General features: G+C 43.4%; 32 protein-coding genes. 29 read left to right on the top strand and 3 right to left on the bottom strand.

Going from position 1 to position 23,909, the window contains the following annotated elements; genetic code table 11:
• From rplP to truA, 25 genes are all read left to right on the top strand, one after another.
• The gene (gene rplP, locus IGJ15_RS14680) at positions 1-435 is read left to right on the top strand and encodes a 50S ribosomal protein L16 (RefSeq protein ID WP_005226918.1); all 435 of its coding nucleotides are present in this window, start codon (positions 1-3) and stop codon (positions 433-435) included.
• The gene (gene rpmC, locus IGJ15_RS14675) at positions 425-613 is read left to right on the top strand and encodes a 50S ribosomal protein L29 (protein WP_002288664.1); all 189 of its coding nucleotides are present in this window, start codon (positions 425-427) and stop codon (positions 611-613) included. Before rplP ends, rpmC begins: the two co-directional genes overlap by 11 nt.
• Positions 614-637: 24 nt before the next feature.
• Positions 638-904 carry a 30S ribosomal protein S17 gene (rpsQ, locus tag IGJ15_RS14670; RefSeq protein ID WP_003128005.1) on the top strand — a complete coding sequence of 89 codons (267 nt, stop codon included), beginning with the start codon at positions 638-640 and terminating at the stop codon, positions 902-904.
• Between the two features lie 60 nt (positions 905-964).
• Positions 965-1,333: a 50S ribosomal protein L14 gene (gene rplN, locus IGJ15_RS14665; RefSeq protein ID WP_003128006.1), complete on the top strand. Its 369-nt coding sequence runs from the start codon at positions 965-967 to the stop codon at positions 1,331-1,333.
• Positions 1,334-1,368: 35 nt separating this feature from the next.
• The gene (gene rplX, locus IGJ15_RS14660) at positions 1,369-1,680 is read left to right on the top strand and encodes a 50S ribosomal protein L24 (RefSeq protein ID WP_003128007.1); all 312 of its coding nucleotides are present in this window, start codon (positions 1,369-1,371) and stop codon (positions 1,678-1,680) included.
• 27 nt (positions 1,681-1,707) lie between these two features.
• Entirely contained in the window at positions 1,708-2,247 is a 540-nt protein-coding gene (rplE, locus tag IGJ15_RS14655) for a 50S ribosomal protein L5 (protein ID WP_005227088.1), read from the top strand.
• An 18-nt stretch (positions 2,248-2,265) separates the two neighbouring features.
• Positions 2,266-2,451 (top strand): type Z 30S ribosomal protein S14, encoded by a 186-nt coding sequence (locus tag IGJ15_RS14650; RefSeq protein ID WP_003128010.1) that lies wholly within the window; start codon positions 2,266-2,268, stop codon positions 2,449-2,451.
• 32 nt (positions 2,452-2,483) lie between these two features.
• Positions 2,484-2,882, top strand: coding sequence for a 30S ribosomal protein S8 (gene rpsH / locus IGJ15_RS14645; protein ID WP_005227093.1), 399 nt, complete (start codon positions 2,484-2,486; stop codon positions 2,880-2,882).
• Positions 2,883-2,913: 31 nt separating this feature from the next.
• Positions 2,914-3,450 carry a 50S ribosomal protein L6 gene (gene rplF, locus IGJ15_RS14640; protein ID WP_005227095.1) on the top strand — a complete coding sequence of 179 codons (537 nt, stop codon included), beginning with the start codon at positions 2,914-2,916 and terminating at the stop codon, positions 3,448-3,450.
• A gap of 57 nt (positions 3,451-3,507) precedes the next feature.
• A complete protein-coding gene (gene rplR / locus IGJ15_RS14635; protein WP_005227097.1) occupies positions 3,508-3,864 on the top strand; it encodes a 50S ribosomal protein L18 in 357 nt (118 codons plus the stop codon).
• Positions 3,865-3,884: 20 nt separating this feature from the next.
• Positions 3,885-4,385: a 30S ribosomal protein S5 gene (gene rpsE, locus IGJ15_RS14630; RefSeq protein ID WP_003128014.1), complete on the top strand. Its 501-nt coding sequence runs from the start codon at positions 3,885-3,887 to the stop codon at positions 4,383-4,385.
• A 13-nt stretch (positions 4,386-4,398) separates the two neighbouring features.
• The gene (gene rpmD / locus IGJ15_RS14625; protein WP_003128015.1) at positions 4,399-4,578 is read left to right on the top strand and encodes a 50S ribosomal protein L30; all 180 of its coding nucleotides are present in this window, start codon (positions 4,399-4,401) and stop codon (positions 4,576-4,578) included.
• Between the two features lie 40 nt (positions 4,579-4,618).
• Positions 4,619-5,059 carry a 50S ribosomal protein L15 gene (rplO, locus tag IGJ15_RS14620; RefSeq protein ID WP_003128016.1) on the top strand — a complete coding sequence of 147 codons (441 nt, stop codon included), beginning with the start codon at positions 4,619-4,621 and terminating at the stop codon, positions 5,057-5,059.
• Positions 5,059-6,354 carry a preprotein translocase subunit SecY gene (gene secY, locus IGJ15_RS14615; RefSeq protein WP_005227099.1) on the top strand — a complete coding sequence of 432 codons (1,296 nt, stop codon included), beginning with the start codon at positions 5,059-5,061 and terminating at the stop codon, positions 6,352-6,354. Before rplO ends, secY begins: the two co-directional genes overlap by 1 nt.
• A gap of 60 nt (positions 6,355-6,414) precedes the next feature.
• Positions 6,415-7,059 carry an adenylate kinase gene (locus IGJ15_RS14610; RefSeq protein WP_005227100.1) on the top strand — a complete coding sequence of 215 codons (645 nt, stop codon included), beginning with the start codon at positions 6,415-6,417 and terminating at the stop codon, positions 7,057-7,059.
• A gap of 188 nt (positions 7,060-7,247) precedes the next feature.
• The gene (gene infA / locus IGJ15_RS14605) at positions 7,248-7,466 is read left to right on the top strand and encodes a translation initiation factor IF-1 (RefSeq protein ID WP_002288695.1); all 219 of its coding nucleotides are present in this window, start codon (positions 7,248-7,250) and stop codon (positions 7,464-7,466) included.
• 32 nt (positions 7,467-7,498) lie between these two features.
• Positions 7,499-7,615, top strand: coding sequence for a 50S ribosomal protein L36 (gene rpmJ, locus IGJ15_RS14600; protein ID WP_002288710.1), 117 nt, complete (start codon positions 7,499-7,501; stop codon positions 7,613-7,615).
• A 17-nt stretch (positions 7,616-7,632) separates the two neighbouring features.
• Positions 7,633-7,998, top strand: a complete 366-nt coding sequence (gene rpsM / locus IGJ15_RS14595) for a 30S ribosomal protein S13 (protein ID WP_005227102.1) — start codon at positions 7,633-7,635, stop codon at positions 7,996-7,998.
• A 27-nt stretch (positions 7,999-8,025) separates the two neighbouring features.
• A complete protein-coding gene (rpsK, locus tag IGJ15_RS14590) occupies positions 8,026-8,415 on the top strand; it encodes a 30S ribosomal protein S11 (protein WP_005227104.1) in 390 nt (129 codons plus the stop codon).
• 79 nt (positions 8,416-8,494) lie between these two features.
• Positions 8,495-9,433 carry a DNA-directed RNA polymerase subunit alpha gene (locus IGJ15_RS14585; RefSeq protein WP_008376367.1) on the top strand — a complete coding sequence of 313 codons (939 nt, stop codon included), beginning with the start codon at positions 8,495-8,497 and terminating at the stop codon, positions 9,431-9,433.
• Between the two features lie 70 nt (positions 9,434-9,503).
• Complete coding sequence (rplQ, locus tag IGJ15_RS14580; RefSeq protein ID WP_003128038.1) at positions 9,504-9,884, top strand: 50S ribosomal protein L17; 381 nt, start codon at positions 9,504-9,506, stop codon at positions 9,882-9,884.
• 271 nt (positions 9,885-10,155) lie between these two features.
• Positions 10,156-10,992 carry an energy-coupling factor ABC transporter ATP-binding protein gene (locus tag IGJ15_RS14575; RefSeq protein WP_010748616.1) on the top strand — a complete coding sequence of 279 codons (837 nt, stop codon included), beginning with the start codon at positions 10,156-10,158 and terminating at the stop codon, positions 10,990-10,992.
• A complete protein-coding gene (locus IGJ15_RS14570; RefSeq protein WP_005232516.1) occupies positions 10,968-11,834 on the top strand; it encodes an energy-coupling factor ABC transporter ATP-binding protein in 867 nt (288 codons plus the stop codon). The genes IGJ15_RS14575 and IGJ15_RS14570 overlap by 25 nt, the downstream gene beginning before the upstream one ends.
• Complete coding sequence (locus tag IGJ15_RS14565; RefSeq protein WP_005227113.1) at positions 11,824-12,621, top strand: energy-coupling factor transporter transmembrane component T family protein; 798 nt, start codon at positions 11,824-11,826, stop codon at positions 12,619-12,621. Before IGJ15_RS14570 ends, IGJ15_RS14565 begins: the two co-directional genes overlap by 11 nt.
• A 155-nt stretch (positions 12,622-12,776) precedes the next feature.
• Positions 12,777-13,523: a tRNA pseudouridine(38-40) synthase TruA gene (gene truA, locus IGJ15_RS14560; protein WP_010748617.1), complete on the top strand. Its 747-nt coding sequence runs from the start codon at positions 12,777-12,779 to the stop codon at positions 13,521-13,523.
• Between the two features lie 57 nt (positions 13,524-13,580).
• Here truA and IGJ15_RS14555 read toward each other — a convergent pair whose 3' ends face one another.
• A complete protein-coding gene (locus IGJ15_RS14555; RefSeq protein ID WP_081116104.1) occupies positions 13,581-14,894 on the bottom strand; it encodes an MFS transporter in 1,314 nt (437 codons plus the stop codon).
• 311 nt (positions 14,895-15,205) lie between these two features.
• On the opposite strand from IGJ15_RS14555, the gene IGJ15_RS14550 reads away from it, so the two are divergent.
• A complete protein-coding gene (locus IGJ15_RS14550) occupies positions 15,206-16,192 on the top strand; it encodes an Rgg/GadR/MutR family transcriptional regulator (RefSeq protein ID WP_010748619.1) in 987 nt (328 codons plus the stop codon).
• 209 nt (positions 16,193-16,401) lie between these two features.
• Here the strand turns inward: IGJ15_RS14550 and IGJ15_RS14545 are convergent, their stop codons facing one another.
• The gene (locus tag IGJ15_RS14545; protein WP_081116102.1) at positions 16,402-19,050 is read right to left on the bottom strand and encodes a YfhO family protein; all 2,649 of its coding nucleotides are present in this window, start codon (positions 19,048-19,050) and stop codon (positions 16,402-16,404) included.
• A gap of 162 nt (positions 19,051-19,212) precedes the next feature.
• Positions 19,213-19,401, bottom strand: coding sequence for a 50S ribosomal protein L28 (rpmB, locus tag IGJ15_RS14540; RefSeq protein WP_003128045.1), 189 nt, complete (start codon positions 19,399-19,401; stop codon positions 19,213-19,215).
• A 266-nt stretch (positions 19,402-19,667) separates the two neighbouring features.
• On the opposite strand from rpmB, the gene IGJ15_RS14535 reads away from it, so the two are divergent.
• The 3 genes from IGJ15_RS14535 to recG all read left to right on the top strand — a co-directional run bounded on the left by IGJ15_RS14535 (position 19,668) and on the right by recG (position 23,901).
• Positions 19,668-20,030: an Asp23/Gls24 family envelope stress response protein gene (locus tag IGJ15_RS14535; protein WP_005227125.1), complete on the top strand. Its 363-nt coding sequence runs from the start codon at positions 19,668-19,670 to the stop codon at positions 20,028-20,030.
• Positions 20,031-20,076: 46 nt separating this feature from the next.
• Positions 20,077-21,759, top strand: coding sequence for a DAK2 domain-containing protein (locus IGJ15_RS14530; protein WP_005227126.1), 1,683 nt, complete (start codon positions 20,077-20,079; stop codon positions 21,757-21,759).
• Positions 21,760-21,870: 111 nt separating this feature from the next.
• A complete protein-coding gene (gene recG / locus IGJ15_RS14525; protein ID WP_010748621.1) occupies positions 21,871-23,901 on the top strand; it encodes an ATP-dependent DNA helicase RecG in 2,031 nt (676 codons plus the stop codon).
• Positions 23,902-23,909 lie beyond the last annotated feature (8 nt).

Genomic DNA, 23,909 nt, shown 5'->3' with positions numbered 1-23,909 from the left:
ATGTTAGTACCTAAACGTGTAAAACACCGTCGTGAGTTCCGCGGAAAAATGCGTGGCGAAGCGAAAGGCGGAAAAGAAGTAGCATTCGGTGAATACGGCTTACAAGCTGTTGAATCACACTGGATCACAAACCGTCAAATCGAAGCTGCCCGTATCGCAATGACTCGTTATATGAAACGTGGCGGGAAAGTATGGATCAAAATTTTCCCTCACAAATCTTATACTGCCAAAGCTATCGGGGTACGTATGGGTTCTGGTAAAGGGGCTCCTGAAGGATGGGTATCACCAGTTAAACGTGGTAAAATCATGTTTGAAATTGCCGGTGTACCTGAAGAAGTTGCGCGCGAAGCGCTACGTCTTGCTTCTCACAAATTACCAGTGAAAACGAAGATCGTAAAACGTGAGGAAATGGGTGGTGAATCGAATGAAGGTTAAAGAAATCAGAGAATTAACCACTGCCGAAATGCTAGATCAAGAAAAACAATTGAAAGAAGAATTGTTCAATCTTAGATTCCAATTAGCAACAGGTCAATTAGAAAACACTGCACGTATCAAAGAAGTACGTAAATCGATTGCACGCATTAAAACAGTATTGCGTGAACAAGCTAAGTAATAGTGGAAGGAGGCCATTTAGCGTATGACTGAAGAAAGAAATCAACGCAAAGTTTACCAAGGTCGCGTGGTATCAGACAAAATGGATAAAACTATCACTGTTGTCGTTGAAACAAAGAAAAACCACCCTATCTACGGCAAACGTCTGAACTATTCTAAGAAATACAAAGCACACGATGAAAACAACGAAGCAAAAGTTGGCGATATCGTGAAAATTATGGAAACTCGTCCATTATCAGCTACGAAACGTTTCCGTCTAGTAGAGATTGTTGAAAAGGCAGTGATTATCTAATCACACGAGATTTTCCTATATAGATTGTGAATTGCAAAATCTGAAAGGAGGATACACATCGTGATCCAAGCAGAAAGCCGATTAAGAGTGGCGGACAACTCAGGTGCCCGTGAAATTCTAACGATCAAAGTCCTTGGCGGATCTGGTCGTAAAACTGCCAATATTGGTGACGTGATTGTTGCTACGGTTAAACAAGCAACGCCAGGTGGGGTTGTCAAAAAAGGTGACGTCGTTAAAGCCGTTATCGTTCGTACTAAATCAGGAGCTCGTCGTACAGACGGTTCATACATCAAATTCGATGAAAATGCTGCGGTTATTATCCGTGACGATAAGAGCCCTCGTGGAACTCGTATCTTTGGCCCAGTTGCCCGCGAATTGCGTGAAGGCAACTTTATGAAGATCGTTTCCCTAGCACCAGAAGTATTGTAATAGTGATTCTTATCTAAAGGAGGTGCGAAACAAACATGTTTGTTAAAAAAGGCGATAAAGTTAAAGTTATCACTGGTAAAGACAAAAACAAAGAAGGCGTTGTGCTAGCAGCGTTTCCTAAAAAAGACAAAGTCGTTGTTGAAGGTGTCAATGTTGTCAAAAAACACCAAAAACCTTCTCAAACTGCTCCTCAAGGCGGAATCGTTGAAATGGAAGCACCAATTCATGTTTCTAACGTGATGGTGGTTGATCCATCGAACGGTGAAGCTACGCGTGTCGGTTACAAAGAAGTTGACGGCAAAAAAGTCCGCGTTTCTAAGAAAACCGGAGAAGTTCTTGATAAATAATCTGATGAAGGAAGGAGGGGCTAACAGATGAACCGCCTTAAAGAAAAATATTCAAAAGAAGTTGTCCCATCATTAATGGACAAATTTAACTACAGCTCAATCATGGAAGCACCAAAAGTTGATAAAATCGTTATCAACATGGGTGTCGGTGACGCTGTTTCTAATGCTAAAAACTTAGACAAAGCTGTTGAAGAATTACAATTGATCTCAGGTCAAAAACCATTGATCACAAAAGCGAAAAAATCTATCGCAGGATTCCGTTTACGTGAAGGAATGCCAATCGGTGCGAAAGTAACACTACGCGGCGAAAGAATGTATGAATTCTTAGATAAACTAGTAAGTGTGTCATTGCCACGTGTCCGTGACTTCCACGGTGTGAGCAAAAAAGCGTTCGACGGACGCGGAAACTACACTTTAGGTATCAAAGAACAATTGATTTTCCCTGAAGTAGATTATGATTTGATCGACAAAGTACGTGGTATGGATATCGTGATTGTAACAACAGCAAACACAGATGAAGAATCTCGTGAATTGTTGACACAATTAGGCATGCCATTCCAAAAATAAAAAAAGGAGGCGAACTACGTGGCTAAAAAATCAATGATTGCTAAAAACAAACGCCCTGCTAAATTCTCAACGCAAGAATACACTCGTTGTGAACGTTGCGGACGTCCACATTCAGTTTATCGTAAATTTCATCTTTGCCGTATTTGCTTCCGCGAACTTGCCTATAAAGGACAAATTCCCGGCGTGAAGAAAGCTAGCTGGTAAACTATACTCGCATAAAGGAGGTAAATTATCCCATGGTCATGACAGATCCAATTGCAGATTTTCTAACGCGCGTGCGTAACGCAAACATGGTTAAACACGAAAGCCTAGAAGTACCTGCTTCAAAAATCAAACGTGATATCGCTGAAATCTTGAAACGTGAAGGTTTCGTCCGCGATGTTGAATACATTGAAGATGACAAACAAGGCGTGATCCGCGTATTTCTTAAATACGGTAAAAACGGTGAACGTGTTATCACAAACTTAAAACGTATCTCTAAACCAGGCTTGCGTGCTTATGTCAAAGCTGACGAAGTACCAAAAGTATTGAATGGTCTAGGAATCGCGATTATCTCAACTTCTGACGGTGTAATCACTGACAAAGAAGCTAGAGCAAAAAATGTTGGCGGCGAAGTAGTCGCTTATGTATGGTAATTTAAAATATTCCACAAGGAGGTGCCTCTAAGTGAGTCGTATCGGTAATAAGATCGTCGTTCTTCCTGCTGGTGTTGAAATCAAGCAAAACGGAAACGACATTACAGTTAAAGGACCTAAAGGTGAATTAACACGTACTTTCTCTTCTGATATCACAATGAATATCGAAGGAAACGAAGTAACATTCACTCGTCCAAATGATAGTAAAGAAATGAAAACTATCCACGGAACTACCCGTGCAAACTTCAACAACATGGTTGTTGGTGTTTCTGAAGGTTTCCAAAAAGCGTTAGAATTAATCGGGGTTGGGTACCGTGCTCAATTACAAGGGAAAAAACTTGTATTGAACGTTGGTTACTCTCATCCAGTTGAAATCGAAGCGCCAGCTGGAATCGAAATCGAAGTTCCTTCAAATACTTCTGTGATCGTTAAAGGATCAGATAAAGAAGTCGTAGGCGAATTGGCTGCCAATATCCGTGGCGTTCGTCCTCCAGAACCTTACAAAGGCAAAGGAATTCGTTATGTTGGCGAATTTGTACGCCGTAAAGAAGGTAAAACTGGTAAATAGTCGTAATTCTTTACGACTAGCAGCTTAGGCTAGCAAAATTAAAAGAGGTGACAAATTGTGATTACAAAACCAGATAAAAACAAGACACGTCAGAAAAGACATCGTCGTGTACGTAACAAAATCTCTGGTACTGCTGAGTGCCCACGCTTAAACGTGTTCCGTTCGAACAAAAACATCTACGCACAAGTAATTGATGACGTAGCGGGTGTGACGCTAGCAAGTGCCTCTGCCTTAGACAAAGAAGTTTCAGGTGCAACAAAAACTGAACAAGCACAAGCTGTCGGTAAATTAGTCGCAGAACGTGCAGCAGCAAAAGGTATTAAAGTAGTAGTCTTTGACCGTGGTGGATACCTTTACCATGGCCGTGTAGCAGCTTTAGCTGAAGCAGCTCGCGAAAATGGACTGGAATTTTAAGAGAAGGAGGAACACCATTCATGGTTTATATTGATCCAAAACATTTGGAATTAGAAGACCGCGTTGTTGCGATCAACCGTGTAACTAAAGTTGTTAAAGGTGGACGTCGTCTACGTTTTGCTGCATTAGTTGTTGTCGGTGACAAAAACGGACACGTAGGTTTCGGTACTGGTAAAGCACAAGAAGTACCAGAAGCAATCCGTAAAGCAATCGAAGACGCGAAGAAAAACTTGGTGGAAGTACCAATGGTTGGTTCTACAATCCCTCACGAAGTTATCGGTGTATTCGGCGGCGGACGCATCCTTATGAAACCTGCTGTAGAAGGTTCTGGGGTAGCTGCTGGTGGACCAGTTCGTGCCGTATTGGAATTAGCTGGGGTAGCTGATATCACATCTAAATCTTTAGGTTCTAACACACCAATCAACGTTGTTCGCGCAACAGTTGAAGGTTTAAAACAATTAAAACGCGCTGAAGAAGTGGCAGCACTTCGCGGCAAATCAGTAGAAGAATTAATCGGTTAAGGAGGACACTATAATGGCTGAATTGAAAATTACTTTAAAACGCAGTATTATCGGACGTCCCCAAAACCAACGTGATACTGTAAAAGCGTTAGGTCTTACAAAGTTGAATTCAACAGTTGTAAAACCTGCTAATGATGCAATCAAAGGCATGGTTAACACTGTTTCTCACTTAGTGGACGTTGAAGAGGTCTAAGGATCAGCAGATCTAGTTTGATTAAGGAGGTGCCAAACCTATGAAACTTCATGAATTAAAACCATCAGAAGGCTCACGCCAAGTACGTAACCGTGTCGGTCGAGGAACTTCATCTGGTAACGGTAAAACAGCTGGACGTGGACAAAAAGGTCAAAAAGCTCGTTCAGGCGGCGGAGTACGTCTAGGATTCGAAGGTGGACAAACACCATTGTTCCGTCGTTTACCAAAACGTGGCTTTACAAATGTGAACCGCAAAGAATATGCAGTCATCAATCTTGATGTCTTGAACCGCTTTGAAGACGGTGCTGAAGTAACACCTGTTGCTTTACACGAAGCTGGAATCGTCAAAGACGAAAAAGCAGGAATCAAAGTATTAGCTAACGGAGAATTAACGAAGAAATTGACTGTGAAAGCAGCTAAATTCTCAAAAGCAGCTGAAGAAGCAATCGTTGCTGCTGGTGGATCAATCGAGGTGATCTAATGATCAGACTATTGAAGGATGCCTTTAAGGTTAAGGATATTAGATCCAGAATATTGTTCACCGTCTTAATCTTGTTTGTCTTTCGTCTGGGAACACATATTACTGTGCCAGGCGTAGACGCAAGTCGCCTAAACACCATCGCAGATCTACCATTTTTAAACATGTTAAACTTGGTAAGTGGTGGCGCCATGCAACAATTTTCGATTTTCTCGATGGGGGTTTCGCCTTACATCACTGCCTCAATTGTTATTCAGTTGTTGCAGATGGATATCGTCCCTAAATTTGTTGAATGGTCGAAGCAAGGTGAAGTGGGTCGTAAGAAACTAAATCAGGCAACACGTTACTTGACGTTGGTATTGGGCTTTGTCCAATCCATGACATTAACGGCTGGATTTAACTATTACACTCAACTCGGGTTTGTAAACAATCCTAATATGGCAACCTATATCGTGATCGGTCTGATTTTAACAGCCGGAACGATGTTAGTCACTTGGTTAGGAGAGCAGATCACCGAGCGTGGTATCGGAAACGGTGTGTCAATGATCATCTTTGCAGGGATCATTTCACGCTTACCAGCAAGCATCAAAGAATTGATTGAAGATTACTTCATTAACGTGGATCAATCGGATATCTGGCTAAATGCTATCTTTATGGCGCTGCTTGTGATCGCTGTGTTGATCGTCATTACTTTAGTAACGTATGTTCAACAAGCAGAACGCAAGATTCCGATCCAATATACAAAACGGGTAGCAGGAGCGCCTACCAGCAGTTACCTTCCTTTGAAAGTAAATGCTGCCGGGGTTATCCCAGTTATCTTTGCCAGTTCTTTTATTACAACACCAAATGCGATCATTCAAGCATTAGGTAGTTCATATAGAGGAGAAACTTGGTACGAAGTGGTGCAAACGATCTTTAGTTACAACACTGTACCGGGTGCGATCATCTATACTGTCTTGATCGTTGCGTTTACTTTCTTCTACGCATTTGTTCAAGTGAACCCTGAGAAATTAGCGGAAAACTTGCAAAAACAAGGAAGTTACATTCCGAGTGTGCGTCCTGGTAAAGGAACCGAAGAATATGTATCACGTTTGTTGATGCGATTAAGCACGGTTGGATCGATCTTTTTAGGATTGGTTGCTTTACTTCCAATCATCGCTCAGATGGCTTGGAATCTACCGCAATCGATCGGTCTAGGTGGAACGAGTCTATTGATCATTATCGGTGTGGCACTTGATACTGCCAAGCAGTTAGAAGGGCTTATGCTGAAACGGAAATATACTGGTTTCATCAATTAAAGTTATTGAAGTGTTGAGGATTTCCTCAACACTATTCAAAAACTTACAGGAGGAATTAGAATGAACTTCATTTTAATGGGATTACCTGGTGCTGGAAAAGGTACTCAGGCAGAACGTATCGTTGCTGAATACGGTCTTCCTCATATTTCAACAGGCGATATGTTTCGGGCTGCGATGGCGAACGAAACAGAACTAGGCCTTAAAGCAAAATCATACATGGATCAAGGCGCATTAGTTCCTGATGAGGTTACAAATGGGATCGTTAAAGAACGTTTAGCTGAACCTGATACCGAGAAAGGTTTCTTATTAGATGGTTTTCCTCGTACATTGGATCAAGCAAAAGCGTTAGATGAGATGCTAGCTGACCTTAACAAAAAACTTGATGCCGTTATTGATATTCATGTTCCTGAAGAAGTTCTTGTAGAACGTTTAGCCGGCCGCTTCATGTGCCGCAATTGTGGGGCAACTTATCATAAATTGTTCAATCCTCCAAAAGAGGAAGGAACATGTGATCGTTGTGGAAGTCATGACTTCTACCAACGTGAAGATGATAAGCCTGAGACGGTCAAAAATCGTCTAGCTGTCAATATCAAAAGCAGTGAACCAATTTTGACTTATTACAAAGACAAAGGGTTATTGCAATCGATTGATGGGGATCGCGACATCGACGCTGTATTCGAAGATGTTCAAAAGATCATTGACTAATCATAGATTGCCCGAGTCCAACTTGCAGCTTAAAACTTTCTCTTGAAATCTTTGACAGGATATGATAGAATATGTCAGTCCGACTTCTACTTTTTATTAAGTAGGAGCATAGTTTGAGAATATCAGGTGGGAACCGAGTTTCCGCCATTTTATCGTGTGAAAATCACAAGTACAAGGAGGTACTGTGCGTGGCAAAAGAAGATATGATTGAAGTCGAAGGTACAGTCGTCGAAACTTTGCCGAATGCAATGTTTAAAGTAGAATTGGAAAACGGACACCAAGTTCTAGCGACCGTTTCTGGTAAGATCCGGATGCACTACATTCGTATTTTACCTGGAGACAAAGTGACGGTGGAATTATCCCCGTATGATCTGAACCGTGGCCGCATTACTTATCGCTTTAAATAATTGTACTCCGTAAAACCACAGGAGGTATTATCATGAAAGTAAGACCATCAGTAAAACCAATGTGCGAACATTGTAAAGTAATTCGTCGTAAAGGACGCGTTATGGTGATTTGCCCAGCAAATCCAAAACATAAACAACGTCAAGGATAATCGGAGGTGTAACAAATATGGCTCGTATTGCAGGAGTAGATATTCCTCGTGATAAACGTGTGGTCGTTTCACTTACTTATATCTATGGTATTGGTAACACGACTGCAAAACAAATTTTAGCTGACGCTGGCGTGTCTGAAGAAGTTCGCGTTCGTGATTTAACGAATGAACAAACAGATGCTATCCGTGCGGAAGTTGATAAATTAAAAGTTGAAGGTGACCTTCGTCGTGAAGTGAACTTAAACATCAAACGATTGATGGAAATCGGTTCTTACCGTGGAATCCGTCATCGCCGTGGATTGCCAGTTCGTGGACAAAACACGAAAAACAATGCACGTACTCGTAAAGGCCCGTCTAAAACAGTCGCAGGCAAGAAAAAATAATTCCTAAGTGAAGGAGGTTAAAACTTCATGGCAGCAAAAAAAGTGAGTCGTAAACGCCGTGTGAAAAAGAATATTGAAGCGGGTATTGCACATATTCACTCAACATTCAATAATACAATCGTAATGATCACTGATACTCATGGTAATGCATTAGCATGGTCATCAGCTGGTTCATTAGGTTTCAAAGGAAGCAAAAAATCTACTCCTTTTGCCGCTCAAATGGCAGCAGAAACAGCTACCAAAGCAGCAATGGAACACGGATTAAGAACTGTTGAAGTAACAGTTAAAGGACCTGGTTCTGGACGTGAAGCAGCAATTCGTTCATTACAAGCAGCAGGTTTGGAAGTGAGTGCGATCCGTGACGTGACTCCAGTCCCTCATAATGGATGCCGCCCTCCAAAACGCCGTCGTGTTTAATGAGTGCTGCTCATTTTGAGTGTAACAAATACGTCATTGAACAAGACACTTTTCGTTTTGAAAGGGGTAATAGATAAGAATGATTGAATTCGAAAAACCAAGAATCGCAAAGATTGATGAAGACAAAGATTATGGCAAGTTCATCGTGGAACCTCTTGAAAGAGGCTACGGAACTACACTAGGAAATTCCCTACGTCGTATTTTATTATCTTCTTTACCTGGTGCGGCAATCACCAATATTCAAATCGATGGAGTTTTACACGAATTCTCAACTGTTAAGGGTGTTCGGGAAGACGTTGCTCAAATCATCTTGAATATTAAAGGTCTTGCATTGAAAATGTACGGGGATGAAGAAAAGACCCTTGAAATTGATATTTCAGGACCTGCTACAGTAACTGCTGGCGATATCATCGTTGATAGTGATGTAGAAATCCTTAACAAAGATATGTATATCTGTACCGTTTCTGAAGGTGCTACGTTCCATGCTCGCTTAACAGTGAAACCTGGCCGCGGCTACGTTCAAGCGGACGAAAACAAAAAAGAAGACATGCCGATCGGCGTTCTTCCAGTCGATTCAATCTATACACCAGTACGTCGTGTCAACTACCAAGTAGAAAACACACGTGTCGGTCGTCGGGATGATTTCGACAAATTAACGATGGAAATATGGACTGATGGCTCAATCGAACCATTGGAAGCAATGAGTTTGTCTGCGAAGATCATGACTGAACATTTAGACATCTTTGTTAACCTAACGGATGAAGCGAAAAACGCTGAAATCATGGTTGAGAAAGAAGAAACACAAAAAGAAAAAATGTTGGAAATGACGATCGAAGAATTAGACTTATCTGTTCGTTCATACAACTGTCTAAAACGTGCAGGAATCAATACTGTACAAGAATTGACAAACAAATCTGAACCAGAAATGATCAAAGTAAGAAACTTAGGCCGTAAATCTCTTGAAGAGGTCAAAGTGAAATTACATGATTTAGGTTTAGGACTACGTAAAGACGATTAAACCGTTTTCGATTACGTTAGTTCGGTTCGTCTGACCGATACAACATTCGAAAGTGAAGGAGGGAAACCACGTGAGTTATCGTAAACTAGGACGCACATCTAGCCAACGTAAAGCGATGTTGCGTGATTTGACAACTGATTTATTCATTAACGAACGTATCGTTACGACTGAAGCTCGTGCGAAAGAAGTTCGTTCAACTGCAGAAAAAATGATCACTTTAGGTAAACGTGGTGATTTGCATGCACGTCGTCAAGCAGCAGCATTCGTTCGTAATGAAGTTGCAAGTGTACGTGAAGAAAACGAAGAAGTAGTTATTGAATCAGCATTACAAAAATTATTCAATGATATCGCTCCTCGTTACACAGATCGCCAAGGTGGATATACTCGTATCTTGAAAACAGAACCAAGACGCGGAGATGCTGCACCAATGGTTATCCTAGAACTTGTTTAAAATCACACTTATCATCACTTTATAGATGTTTACTAAGAGTGTTATGATGTTGGAAGAAACTTTCCGAGTCTAGCTCAGCGCCTACACCTCGATGTATTTCGAGGTGTACGCACTCATCATAAAGTGCTTTTTTTTTACTTTCGATTACCTGTCAAGACAGGTAATGGCAAGTGAAAAAAAGATCTGGAGACAAATCGTGCGTGAATCATTGAAAAACGTGCGCTTTTTTGGTAGTGTTAGAAAGAATTAATCGCAAATGAAGGAGTCTATCATGAAGCCAATCATTGAATTGAATGCTATTACTGTGCGTTATAGCGAAGAAGAGCGTGCCGCGTTAAATAACGTATCCTTTTCCATCAACAAAGGGGAATGGGTGGCGTTGATCGGCCATAACGGCTCTGGTAAATCAACTTTAGCAAAAACCATCAATGGCTTGATCTTGCCACAAGAAGGCAGTGTTTCTGTCGGCGAATTGCCTTTGAATGAAGAAAATATCTGGAATATTCGAAAAATGGTCGGTATGGTCTTTCAAAACCCTGACAATCAATTCGTTGGTTCGACGGTGGAAGATGATGTGGCTTTCGGTTTGGAAAATCAAGGAATCCCGCGAGAAGAAATGCTGGTTCGTGTCAAAGACGCTCTGGAACAAGTACGGATGAGCGAGTTTGCGACCCGGGAACCCGCGCGTCTTTCTGGTGGTCAAAAACAGCGGGTAGCCATTGCTGGCGTAGTTGCATTGCGCCCAGATATCATCATTCTTGATGAAGCCACTAGTATGCTAGATCCAGAAGGTCGTGAAGAAGTGATCGCAACGATCAAAAAAATCAAAGAGAAAAACAATTTGACCGTGCTTTCGATCACCCATGATATCGATGAAGCAGCCAACGCCAATCGGGTGCTGGTGATGCGTCAAGGAAAGCTCGTCCGCGAAGGGACACCAGCAGAGATTTTTTCTGCAGGTCCGGAACTGATTGAGCTAGGCTTAGATCTGCCGTTTCCTGAAAAATTAAAGGCGGCACTAAAACAGCGGGGCGTCACGGTACCGCAAGCGTACTTAACTGAAGAAGGGATGGTGGATTGGCTATGGACATCCGTTTTGAACAAGTAGGATTCACCTACCAACCGCATTCTCCGTTTGAACAGCGGGTTTTGTTCGATATCGATTTAGAGATCAAAGAAGGCTCTTATACCGCCTTAGTCGGTCATACGGGTAGCGGAAAATCTACGTTGTTGCAGCACTTGAATGCATTATTAAAACCAACGACTGGTACGGTCACGATCGGTGAGCGAGTCATCAAACCCGAGACAGACAACAAAAATCTAAAACCGTTACGTAAAAAAGTCGGGATCGTTTTTCAATTTCCTGAATCCCAATTATTTGAGGAAACTGTTGCGAGAGATATCGCTTTTGGACCGAAAAACTTTGGGGTCTCCGAAGAAGCAGCCAAAGGTTTAGCCCAAGAATACATTCAATTGGTAGGTTTAGATGAAAGTTTTCTGGAACGTTCACCATTTGACCTTTCAGGGGGCCAAATGCGCCGTGTAGCGATTGCTGGGGTCTTGGCTATGGAACCAGAAGTTTTGGTCTTAGACGAGCCGACAGCTGGCTTAGATCCACAAGGACGCAAAGAGATGATGGAAATGTTTGATCGCCTGCATCGGGAAAAGAACATGACGATCATTTTAGTGACCCACTTGATGGATGATGTGGCAAACTATGCTGATTATGTCTATGTGTTAGAAAAAGGACGTCTCGTCAAAGCAGGCACGCCGTCCGTTGTGTTTCAAGATACTGCCTGGCTGCAAGAAAAGCAGTTGGGGGTACCGACAGCAACCGCATTTGCGGAGCAACTACAAGCCAGAGGATTGGCATTTGAGCAGTTGCCGCTAACAGCTGATGAGCTGGCGGATGTTTTAGTAGCAAAGGGGGCGACTGCCCATGATGAATAAACTGATTTTCGGTCGTTTTATTCCTGGGGACTCCTTGATCCACCGTTTAGATCCACGAGTCAAATTGATTGCTAGTTTTTATTTTATCGCGATTATCTTTTTGGCGAATAATTGGCAAAGCTATTTATTAGCGGGTGCTTTTACGCTCTTTTGTATCTCCTTTTCAAAAATCGATTTTGGCTTCTTTATTCGAGGCGTGCGTCCTTTGATTTGGCTGATTTTATTTACTGTGGCGTTACAGATTTTATTTACTACCGGCGGCGACGTCTACTGGTCTTGGTGGATCTTTAACATCACAGAATTTGGTGTCCAAAACGGGATTTTTATTTTTTGCCGTTTTGTTTTGATCATTTTCATGTCGACCTTGTTGACGTTAACGACGCCTCCATTAGAGCTTTCAGATGCGATCGAATACATTTTGCGTCCGTTAAAAGCGATCCGTTTCCCTGTCCATGAAATCTCACTGATGCTGTCGATCGCGTTGCGCTTTGTGCCAACCTTGATGGATGAAACAGAAAAAATTATGAATGCTCAGCGTGCCCGCGGGGTCGATTTCGGCGAAGGGGGACTGTTGCAGAAGATGAAGGCGATCGTTCCTTTATTGATTCCTTTATTTGTCAGCAGCTTTAACCGTGCGGAAGATCTAGCTACCGCTATGGAAGCCAGAGGCTATCAAGGCGGCGAAGGGCGTACCAAGTATCGGATTTTACATTGGCATCAACGGGACACATTGGTTGTCATCGTTTTTGCGCTCTTTACAGTAGCGTTAGTGTTCTTAAGAGGATAATCGAAGACCTATGATTGAAGTCAACCCACGAAAGGTTCTTAACGAAGCATCGAGGCTGCTGGCGATCCCAGCGGCTGGTTCGAAAAGGCCTGTCGACCGATCAGACTTTTCTCATAGGCCTTTTTTTGAAAAAATAGAAAGAAACAGGTGATTCAATGGTCCGCTATAAAGCGACGATCGCTTATGATGGCACGAATTTTCAAGGATTTCAACGTCAACCCAATGGCAGAACGGTTCAAGAAGAGATTGAAAAGACATTAACGAAGATGAACAATGGTCAGCCGATTCAGATTCATGGCTCTGGCCGCACCGATGCGGGGGTCCATGCGCAAGGACAAGTGATCCACTTCGATTTCCCTCAAAAGCGCCCACTGGAAAAAATGCGCTTTGGTTTAGATACCCAAACGCCAGAAGATGTTGCGGTAAAATCGGTGGAGATCGTTGACGATACCTTCCATGCCCGCTACTTAGTCGTTGAAAAAACCTACCAGTTTCGAGTAGACATTGGGAAACCTCGCAGTCCTTTCCGTCGCCATTATGCCAGCTATTATCCGTATCCGCTAGATTTGGAAAAAATCCAACGAGCGTTGCCAGATTTTTTAGGCACCCATGACTTTACCAGTTTTTGCGCGACGGGCAGTTCCGTCGATGACAAAACACGGACGATCCATGAGGCGTCCATGGCGGTCAATGACGCTGGAGATGAGTTGATTTTCACCTTTCGCGGCGATGGATTTTTGTACAAGATGATCCGAATCATGGTGGGCACATTGTTGAAAATCGGCAATGGACGACTCGCACCTGACAGTATTCCTGCGATCATTGCGCAAAAAGACCGAAATGCAGCAGGTCCCACAGCTCATCCAGAAGGATTGTATTTGGTTCACGTTGCCTATGAATAAGGAAAAACACAAGCTTCGCTGCTCTTGTCCAAAAAGAGAAAGCGAAAGCTTGTGTTTTTATTTTTTCTCAGGCAAAACAGGGGCAGTTTCTTGCCAATCTTCAGTCCTTTCCGCAGCATTTTTAGGCGCAGCAGTGGTGGGTGTTTTTTCTAAGGTACTGGCAGCGACTAAGGCAGCGATCGCTACTAAAAATGCAAAAAGCAAGTAAAGCAGCCAGCTCCAAGCAACGTGATAGCGATTGCCGATGCCTAAAAAGACCATTTGACCGACGGGTCCCCCTAGCATCACAATGGTGGAAAAGATCCCGCTGCTGATGGCGAGATGTTCTTCATCGATCTCACGAATCAGATGTGCCGAAAAGCGAGGATTGATTTTTCCAATCAGATAGCCTTCAGCAAAGAGCAGCACAATCATGAGCCAACGATTATGCAGGAAGAGAAAATTCAAGGTCAATAGACATAAAACGAAGGAGGTATACGCAATCAAGCGAACCAGACCAGTATTTTTGAACCAGTCGGCAGCAAACAAGGCGCCAGCGACCATGCCGATGGAAGTGGCGATGCCTGCCATCGCAACGGTGTTGCCATAAGTGGCAAACCAAAGCGCAAGGTCATCCAACAGCTGGAGATTTAGTAGACCGCTCGTGCTAGCAGCTAAGGTATTGATCAGTAAGGCAAAGAGGATCATCTTTTTAAGAAAAGCTGTACCAGTCAATAATTTAAAGGTTTCCGAGAAATTCTGAAAGAGTGGTGTTGGTGCTTGATTGATTTTCCCAGGCACCGCATAAAAGAGCGAGCGGTTCCAGAAGATCACGATGGCGGCTAAGAAAAACGTCACGGCATTGATCAAACCAAAAGCCGCAAAATTATTATTCAGTAAAATGATCCCCCAAGCACCGATGCCTTGAAAGACGATTTGAACGGTGGTTTGACACGCCATTTGAAAGCCCATGGCACTGTCTAAGGAATCAGCAGGCACAAGACGGCGAACAAAGGGCAGCTGTAACCCAGAACAATAAGCGCCCAAACAATCAGATACAATGTTGATGCCTAGCAAAAGGAAGAAAGACCATAAACTAGGCGGCAGTTGGATCAAAAAAGCGAGTGCCACAAAAAGGACTCCTTGTAATAGTCGACTGCTGATCATCCATTGCACTTTGTTTTTGGTACGATCGGCTAGATAGCCGGTCAGGATCCGTAAGAGATCAGGGATCAGCAGTGCCATGGAGGCTAAGGAAACAGCAAGGGCATTAAAGGGTAATGTACTGGCGTAAACCACGAACACGATATTAAATAAACTCATGCCGATGCCACTGAGTAAGGCGGCGTTGACTAAGGCACGATAGCCTTTGTTTTGTTGATATTCTTTCATCGAAATCATCCTTTCACGTTCTACGTTGTAAAACCAGTATAGGATGCTTTATACTAAGAAGAGAAAATAATCCACTATAGTGGAATTTAAATGTACCAGGAGCGTACCAGAGGTTACTGTCACGAGTGGCTAACAGCTAAAAGAGTGGTATGTAAATAGGGGATCGTAGATTTTGTTCCTCAACATTTTATAAGGTTGAATCTAAATTTGAATCTAGATTTGAATCTAAAATAGTAGCATTTAATGGCAGAGCTTCATTCGCAAAGCAAGATTGGTTTGGCGTTTGCAGACTGATCGCTAGGAGGATGGTTATGGAAGAAGGAAAACTGTACCGACAATTGCGCAAAGAGCGCGGCTATACGATCGCTCAAGTGGCGGATGAACAAAACAGTCGCTCGTTTATCAGTAAATTTGAGCAAGGTGCTTCAAGTATCAGTATTCATCGATTGGAACGCTTATTAGAAAATATCCATGTTACGGTGGAGGAGTTTTATTATTTACGTGCGCAGCAAAAAGGCATAAAAAGTCACGACAACCTGATGAGCTTCCCCAGCTATATGACGAGCGAATTTATGGATTTACTGGATCGAATTTTAGGGATCAACAAAGAAGCTTACTTGAGTAACGTCCACGCCCAGCGAAGCAAAGAAGGGCTGGAGGAAATGCGCAGCGAACTGATCGCCGCTTCCAAACAGCATTCTTTTGTTTTTCTGTACCTTGAGATCACAAAGGAGATACATGAAATCAATCTCTCAGGTCTTAAACCCAATCACTCTTCTGGTGACTACATGGAAAAGCTGCGCACCAAAACTCGCCCCGTCATTTCCTACCTTACGAAAGTAGACAACTGGGGCGTTTATGAGATTTTACTGTTTCGGTATTTTCAATTCTTGTTTCCTGTCGAAACCTCCTATCACTTACTGCAGATCGCTATTTCCCGCACCAAAAAAGAACAAGGCTTGTCCTTGATGCGAGAAATTCAAATGGATTTGATTTTTAGTTGTTTTACGACGTTTGTCAATTTTCGCCGCCTGGAGTGGGCAAAAGAGGTGTTGACCATTGCAGAGGAATTATTGGCAGATCGCGGAGATATGCTAAACAGCACGCATCTTCTTTGCTATCAAGGGTGGTACTGGTATATTTATGGCGATCAAGAAAAAGGACTGTTGAAAATCGACCAAGGGCTTTCGATCTTTCGCGTCTTGAAACAAACCAAAATGGTTAAATTATGGGAGCGATCGTTGCACTCCATCAAGAAAAATGCGGAAGAACCTAACAGTTATCTTATGTTCCGCTAAACGCTCTAAGGGCTAACGGGCTAGGCATTTGGCCCCGCATCGAAGGGGACCTAGTCGGTAGTGGAGGCTAAGGCCACTAGAGCGAACAACTGTGGAACGCCAGCACAAAAAAAGAACCAAACTCACCGATCATTGAGCGACAACCATAAGTCAGCGTTTGCTCTAACTTATGGGGAGCGCCTCAAAAAGACGAGTTGGTTCTTTTTCGATTAGGTTTCTGGTGGTTGATCCATGAGTTGACGTTGGTCGTCTAAAACTTGCTTTTTGGCTACTTGTTTCTGGTAAAACCAAGCAAACAGGATAAACAATGCGATGCAGCCGAAGAACAAGCAAACACCGATAACAAAGCCTTGCGGCAAGAAGGACAGTTCCAAGTGATGGGTGCCACTTGGGATCGTCACACTGATAAAGCCGTCTTGAAAGGCGGTGATTGGAACTTCTTTGCCGTCAAGCGTAGCAGTCCAGCCCTTGTCATAAGGGATGGTCGTTACAAGCTGCTGCTCTTTTTCAGTCGTGATATCGGCTTTGGCACTGCGTTTGCCGACCGTCATAGCGACCCCTCGATCTTGGATCGCATCAATTGCTTGTTGGTAAGCGTTGGTATCCAAGGTCACGACTTGCGGGTTTTGGAAGGAGATTTCAGGCGTTCCGTAGAAGCTGACGGTGAATTGAACCGTCGTATCGGTCTCATAGTGCCCTAAGTCGTAGTATTGACCGTTGATACTGATTTGCGTTTCTCGCTGCTGACCGTTGACTGTCACGGTGGCAGATGAGCTTTCCAATTCCCCAAAGTTGGCAGGGAAAAGACTCAAGTATGCTTGCGAGTTCGCTGGAACCTCCACTTGCCAAGTCACTTCTTTTGCGACATTGCTTTCTTGCTCGGTAAATTTCATATACATGCCGTCATTGGTGATATCTGTATTTTTACTATGGATCACCGTGATCGGCTGAAAGGCAAAATACTCTAAATTTAAATCCGCCAAGCCATTGAAAAGATTTTTCTGGCTCGTCAAGTTGTCATTTTGCGGCTGATCAATCGATTCAATGGTTGGTTCAGCCAAGAAACCTAGCGGTAACGCATTTTGATTCTCATAAAGCTTGTATTCACCAGATTCCCCCACACGTTGAAAGCCGTATTTGGTGAGATTTGGCTTGGAGATATTGTATTTGATCCCTGTAAAAGCATCCATCAGCAAGGTATTATTCGGATAGCGGATATTTAAATTGGTGCCGCGGGACCGAAAGCCCAGCTTATCCAGGTAGCTTGAGGAATTGCGGTTACGGATCGAAGAAAACATGCTGACACCGCTGTAGCCATAATTGATACTGTCGTTGGAAGAAACAGGATCAAGGTTTTCTAATCGGAAAAAGGTATCATTGTCTTCGTTGGCTTGAGTGACTAGTTTTTTGATGTCCGGATAAGGTTCTGTATACAAACTGCGAGAAGCATAGTTCCAATCATTCAAAATTCCGCGAACCATGCCGCTCGTATTGACGGCCATTTCTCCGCAGACGAAGATTAGCATCAAGATCGTCACTCGTTTTTGTGTTAAAAGACCTAATTGCCCGAACCCAATACATAACAAGTAAAGAACAAAGAATACGATCGTTAGCGCAAAAGAAGTAGCGGAAACATATTCATAGGTTCCAGGTCCTTTCAATGCGTAGGAGAGGGCAAACACCACGATCGTAGAAAGACCAATAATGAGAAACAAGCCGCGATCTTTTTGCTGCAGCTGCTCCCACCCGTATCCCGCCAGCATGATCACTAAGAAGGAGAACAAATAGGCATAGCGGAAAAGGAACATATTTGGGGCATGCATCCCGTGCCAAAAAAGATTCATCGGCACGATATAAAAACTGGCGATCAAAACAGCAAACATGCCAGCGTATAAGAATTTATCCTTCAAGCGGATTTTCTTCGAAACAAAATATAAAATACACAACAGCAACGGCAATAAACCGATATAGATGAAGGGAATGGAGCCGTATTTTGTCGTATCGTAAACACCGATCATGTTTTTCATCACGAGATCAAAGACATCGGTGGCTTCGGTTTTAAAGGAAGAAATCGTTGTTAATTCTTCCCCGTTTGAGCGCAAATCCAATAAGGCAGGTAAGATGATTACCATTGAGGCGCCGCCAGCTAACAAGGAGGTGATGCCATATGGGATGATCGCCCCCCGAGCTTGCTTCCAGTTGCGGCCCAACTGAACCAAGAAATACATCACGGAAAAGAGACCGATCATAAAGCCCATGTAAAAACTGGATAAAAATAACAGCAGATAACTGATAAATAACACGACTGGTTTTTTCTTTTTCACTAAACGGTCAATACCTAAAATCACTAGCGGTAGATAGATCATGGCATCAAGCCACATGATCAGTTCCGAATGGGCGGTGATGAAGGACATCAAGGCATAACAGACAGCTAAGGTCACATGCTGCCAACGTTGGATCTTAAAGGTTTGGCTGGCATAAAACCAAAACGCCAAGCCCGCGCTGCCGATCTTGATCAAGGTCAAGAAGTACAACGCATCTGGCATCAGCTGATTTGGGAAAAACAAGACCAGAGGAGTGAAGATCCCGCCTAAGTAATAGGAGATCAGTGCCAGATAATTCAAGCCTAAAGAGGCGTTCCATGTATAAAAGATACTTTGCTTGCCTAAAAGCATATTGCGAAAGCTGGCATGAAAGTTTGAGAATTGTGAAAAGGCATCACTGGCTAAGACACTGCGGCTGCTGCCAGGGTAGATGCCGATGGTCAAATAGATCACTGCCATGATAAGAAACGGCAAGCAGAAACTAGCAAGCATATAAGGCCAATGTTGTTTGGCAAATGTTTTTATTTTCGTCACAAGAAGTCACCTGTTCTTTATCAATTTTTTCTTAGTTTACCACAGGTGAATCGATTAAAAAAACAAAGACCTGTTTTCTTTAATGAAAACCTAAGTGAAAGCGCACCAAAGAAAAAAGGGTACAAAAAAAGCCGTTCAAAACGAACGGCCGAAAAGGTCTAATTATACGCGCTCAACTTTTCCAGATTTCAAAGCACGAGTTGACACCCAAACTTTTTTAGGTTTTCCGTCAATCATAACGCGAACTTTTTGCAAGTTAGGTTTCACAGTACGTTTTGTCGCATTCATTGCGTGAGAACGATTGTTTCCACTTGTAGTTTTACGTCCAGTAAAGTAACAAACTTTAGCCATGTGGTTATTTCCTCCTTTGCCTTGATGTTGGAGCGCTATTTCAGCTCATACCATCTGAATTTATCACAGAAAGGTGAAAAAAGCAAGAGTAATTTTCAAGAAACATTGACTTTTCCCGGTAAACATTGTAAATTAAACAAGGTCGAAATGCAAGACGTTTGGTCAGAAAGCCCCTTTTCATATGTCTCATCCTTTTATTTGCGGTACAGCTATGATAAAATATGTAAGAAGAAAGATGGGTCATGCCCATTGAAGGAGGCTATAAAATGGCTGTAAAAATTCAAACCTCATCAGGTATTATTGAAATCAGCAATGAAGTCATTGCAACAGTGGTCGGAGGCGCAGCAACAGATGTGTTCGGCATTGTTGGTATGGCTAGCAAGAAACAAATCAAAGATAACATCAATGAAATTTTACGAAAAGAAAATTATTCTCGCGGTGTCGTTGTCCGCCAAGAAGAAAACGGCATTGCAGTGGATGTATACACGATCGTCAGCTATGGAACAAAGATTTCCGAAGTTTCCCGCAACGTGCAGGAAAAAGTGAAATACAACTTAGAAACGATGCTAGGTGTATCTGCGAACTCGGTAAATGTATTTGTTCAAGGCGTACGTGTACTGCCAGATTAGGCAAGGGATCCGTTCATGGCGGATGATTTTAAGGAGGACTATCTAAGTGAAGGTAACGAATATCAGCGCAAGTCAGTTTCAAGAAATGGTGCAGGCAGGCGCGGCTCGTCTACAAGTTAATGCAGAGTTTGTCAACTCATTGAATGTGTTTCCTGTTCCAGATGGAGACACTGGGACAAACATGAATCTATCCATGACCAGTGGAGCAAAAGCGGTCGCAGATGCGACTTCAGAAAACGTCGGCGATCTTGCCGCTACACTTTCAAAAGGACTATTGATGGGCGCACGTGGGAATTCTGGCGTCATTTTATCTCAATTATTCCGCGGTTTTTCTAAAGCTATCCCGACCGCAGAAACACTCACTGCACCAGAATTGGCTCAAGCCTTTACTCATGGAGTAGAAACCGCCTATAAAGCAGTCATGAAACCTGTGGAAGGAACCATCTTGACTGTGGCACGCATCGCAGCTGAATATGGCGAGAAAAAAGCACAAACTACCGATGATTGTATCGAAGTGATGAAAGCCGTGGTTCACGGTGCAAAACGTTCATTGGCGAAAACCCCAGATCTATTGCCCGTCTTAAAAGAAGTCGGCGTGGTAGATAGCGGCGGTCAAGGATTGTTGTTCATTTATGAAGGCTTCTTAAATGCGTTGACGGGTGAATACCCAGCCGATGAAATCTTCGAACCTTCCCCAGCGGCTATGGATGAAATGGTCAATGCCGAACATCATCGCAGCGTTCAAGGACACTTAGCGACAGAAGATATCACCTTTGGTTACTGTACAGAAATCATGGTGAAGATCGGTGAAGGTCCGACTGTAGATAGTGAATTTGATTATGAAACATTCCGTAATTACTTAAATGAGTTAGGGGATTCCTTATTAGTGGTCAACGACGATGAGATCATCAAAGTCCATGTCCATACGGAACATCCTGGCGAAGTCATGAATTATGGTCAAAAATTCGGCTCATTGGTGAAAATCAAAGTTGACAACATGCGTCTTCAGCATGAAACGATTTTGGAACACGACCAGCAAGGTGCAAAACCTGCACCAGTGAAACGTCCACGGACACCATTTGCGATCATCGCGATCGCGGCTGGCGAAGGCTTGAAAGAATTGTTCACTAGCCTGGGTGCTTCATATGTCATCAGTGGCGGCCAAACGATGAACCCAAGTACGGAAGACATTTTGTTGGCGATCAATGAAGTTAATGCCGACCAAGTGATCGTTCTACCAAATAACAAAAACATCTTTATGGCTGCACAGCAAGCAGCGGAAGTTTCCGAGATTCCAGTAGCGGTTGTTGAAACACGGACGATCTCACAAGGGATGACAGCGATGCTGGCATTCCACGAGCAATCCACACTAGCTGAAAATCAGCAAGCTATGACCGATGTCTTAGCAAGTGTTGTCAGCGGATCAGTGACTCATGCGATCCGTAATACATCAATTGATGGCATCGAAATCACAGAAGGCGACTTCTTAGGAATGGTCGACGGCAAAATCGTTGTTTCTGTTCCTGATCGTTTCTCTGCTTCCATGACTACCTTAGAAAAAATGATCACAGAAGATACTGAGATCGTCACCATCATTATCGGTGAAGAAGGCAAAGCCAAAGAAGCAGCGAAAATTGAAGAAGCGATCGTTGAGCTGCATCCTGAGATCGAAGTAGAGATCCATCAAGGCGATCAGCCAGTTTATCCGTATCTTTTCTCAGCAGAATAAACAAATTAGGCGGCGGGGGCAAAAATCGTAGATGATTTTTGGCTCCGTCTTTTTCTATGAATGCAGGAATCTCTGCAATAAATAAAATTACTTTGGAAAAGGAGGGTACCTATGCTGAATCAGCCACTTACGGTATTAAAGGGTGTCGGAGAAAAACGCGCCCAAGACTTGGCGAGTTTAGGGATCGAAACCATTGAAGACCTGCTGAAGTATTATCCGTTTCGTTATGAAGACATTCAAGAACGGCAATTAGCGGAGATTCAAGACCAAGAAAAAGTAACGATCAAGGGGATCGTCGTTTCCCCGCCGGTCGTCAATCGCTTTGGCTATAAGAAAAGTCGGTTGCAATTTCGCATGATGCAAGACCACGATGTCTTTAATGTCTCCTTTTTCAATCAGCCTTATTTGAAGGATAAAGTAGAGGTTTCAGAAGAGATCGCCGTCTATGGCAAATGGGACGCCAAACGCAAAGGACTGACGGGGATGAAAATTCTCGGCAGCAAGAGCGCAGAAGACTTTGCCCCCATTTATCATGTCAATAAAGCCGTGCGTCAAAGTGTGTTGATCGAACTGATCAAACAGGCATTCCTTGATTTTGGTGATCAGATCACAGAGATCTTGCCTTTGTCATTGATCGAAAAATATCGCTTGTTGGATCGGAAATCCGCGATGTTTGCGATGCACTTTCCTAAAGATCCCCAAGAGAGTCATCAAGCGAAGCGTCGGGTGATTTTTGAAGAGTTCTTTTTGTTCCAAATGCAGATCCAAGGACTGAAGAAAAGCGAAAAAGCCGAGAAAAACGGTCTAGCGATCGATTATGATGTGCAACGCTTGAAAGAGTTTACTCGTAAACTGCCCTTTGAATTGACGAATGCGCAAAAGCGTGTGACCAATGAAATCTGCCATGACCTGAAAAGTCCGCAGCACATGCAGCGACTCTTGCAAGGAGATGTAGGAAGCGGGAAAACAGTCGTGGCGGCGATCGCCCTTTATGCCACGATGACAGCTGGCTTTCAGGGCGCACTGATGGTGCCGACTGAGATTTTGGCCCAGCAGCACCTAGAAAGCTTGAATCAACTCTTTGACCCCTTAGAAGTGACCACCGCTCTTTTGACAGGCTCGACCAAACCAAAAGAACGGCGAGTCATCTTAGAACAATTAGCAGCCGGGGAGATCGACATCATCGTTGGGACCCATGCGCTGATTCAAGAAGGGGTGGACTTTGCACATCTTGGCTTAGTCATCACCGATGAACAACACCGTTTTGGCGTCAATCAGCGAAAAGTCTTACGGGAAAAAGGCTATCTGCCTGATGTGCTCTTTATGACCGCCACACCGATCCCTCGTACGTTAGCGATCACGGCTTATGGCGAAATGGATGTTTCGGTGATCGATGAAATGCCAGCAGGACGGATTCCTGTAGAGACTCGCTGGGTCCGTCCGCCGCAGTTTGAATCGATCTTAGAGTGGGCGCAAAAAGAATTGGCACAAGGGCATCAGATGTATGTCATCTGTCCTTTGATCGAAGAATCCGAAATGCTGGATGTCAAGAATGCCACGGAGACTTATGAGCAGCTGCAAAGTTACTTTTCTCCTACTTATCAAGTGGGGATGCTGCATGGGAAAATGAAGAATCAAGAAAAAGACAGCATCATGGAAGCTTTCAAAGAAAATCAACTGCAGATCTTGGTTTCCACGACGGTCATCGAAGTAGGGGTCAATGTCCCCAATGCGACAGTGATGCTGATCATTGACGCCGATCGCTTCGGGTTAGCCCAGCTTCATCAATTGCGTGGACGGGTAGGGCGCGGTGCCGATGCTTCTTACTGTATATTGATCGCAAACCCGAAGAATGAGACAGGGGTCGAGCGAATGAAGATCATGACAGAAACCACCAACGGCTTTGTAGTCAGCGAAAAAGATTTGCAGTTGCGAGGACCAGGAGAAGTCTTCGGCAATCGACAATCGGGCTTGCCAGAGTTTGCGGCTGCCGATTTGGTCGCGGATGCCCATATTCTAGAAGTGGCACAAGTCGAAGCTGCCCAGCTTTGGCAAAAAAATGGCTGGCAGCTGTTGCCAGAATTTTCGGCATTGGCAAACTATTTAGCAGCAAAAAAAGCAGACAAACAATTTTTTGATTAAAGAATATG

The sequence above is a fragment of the Enterococcus sp. AZ079 genome, assembly GCF_050547255.1.
Lineage (GTDB): Bacteria > Bacillota > Bacilli > Lactobacillales > Enterococcaceae > Enterococcus_D > Enterococcus_D casseliflavus.
The sequence above is the reverse complement of the archived record's forward strand: the minus strand, read 5'-3'. Positions and strand labels throughout refer to the sequence as shown.